General features: G+C 69.4%; 1 protein-coding gene. It reads left to right on the forward strand.

Annotated features, from left to right (window positions below; genetic code table 11):
* On the forward strand, positions 1-589 hold a 589-nt coding region (locus KYC_RS28345; RefSeq protein WP_008169090.1), incomplete at both ends, for a contractile injection system protein, VgrG/Pvc8 family.

Raw genomic sequence — 589 nt, forward strand, 5'->3', positions numbered from 1 at the left:
CGCGAGTACTGCGTGCAGGCCGGCGACACCGACTACGACTTTCTTGAGCGCATCATGCGCGAGGAAGGTTTTTTCTATTCCTTCCGCCACAGCGCCGAGGGCCACCAGTTGGTCCACAGCGATCGCCTGTTCATCCACGGCCGCATCGGCGACGAGCCTGTGCAGTACAACCCCACGCCCGGCGGCGATCAGCCCCAGCCTGCGCTGCGCCGCTTCGCCTATGCCGAGAACGTGCGCACGGCGCGCCAGACCCAGCGCGACTACACCTTCAAGCATCCCAGCTACGCCCACGAGCACAGCCGCGACGGCCAGGACCTGGCGCGCCAGGGCGCCCGCTACGAGCGCTACGACTACCCCGCCCGCGCCAAGTTCGACGAGGTTGGCCGCCCCTTTGCCGAGAACCGCCTGCGCGGCCACCGCCGCGACGCGCGCATGGCCGTGGTCGAGGGCGACGATCCGCGCCTGCAGCCCGGCATCTCCTTCACCCTGGCGGGCCACCCGCGGGACGATATGAACCGCGGCTGGCGGCCGGTCAACATCGTCCACTACGGCACGCAGCACACCAGCCAGGCCGAAGAAAGCGCCGACG

The organism is Achromobacter arsenitoxydans SY8 (genome assembly GCF_000236785.1).
GTDB lineage: Bacteria > Pseudomonadota > Gammaproteobacteria > Burkholderiales > Burkholderiaceae_B > Achromobacter > Achromobacter arsenitoxydans.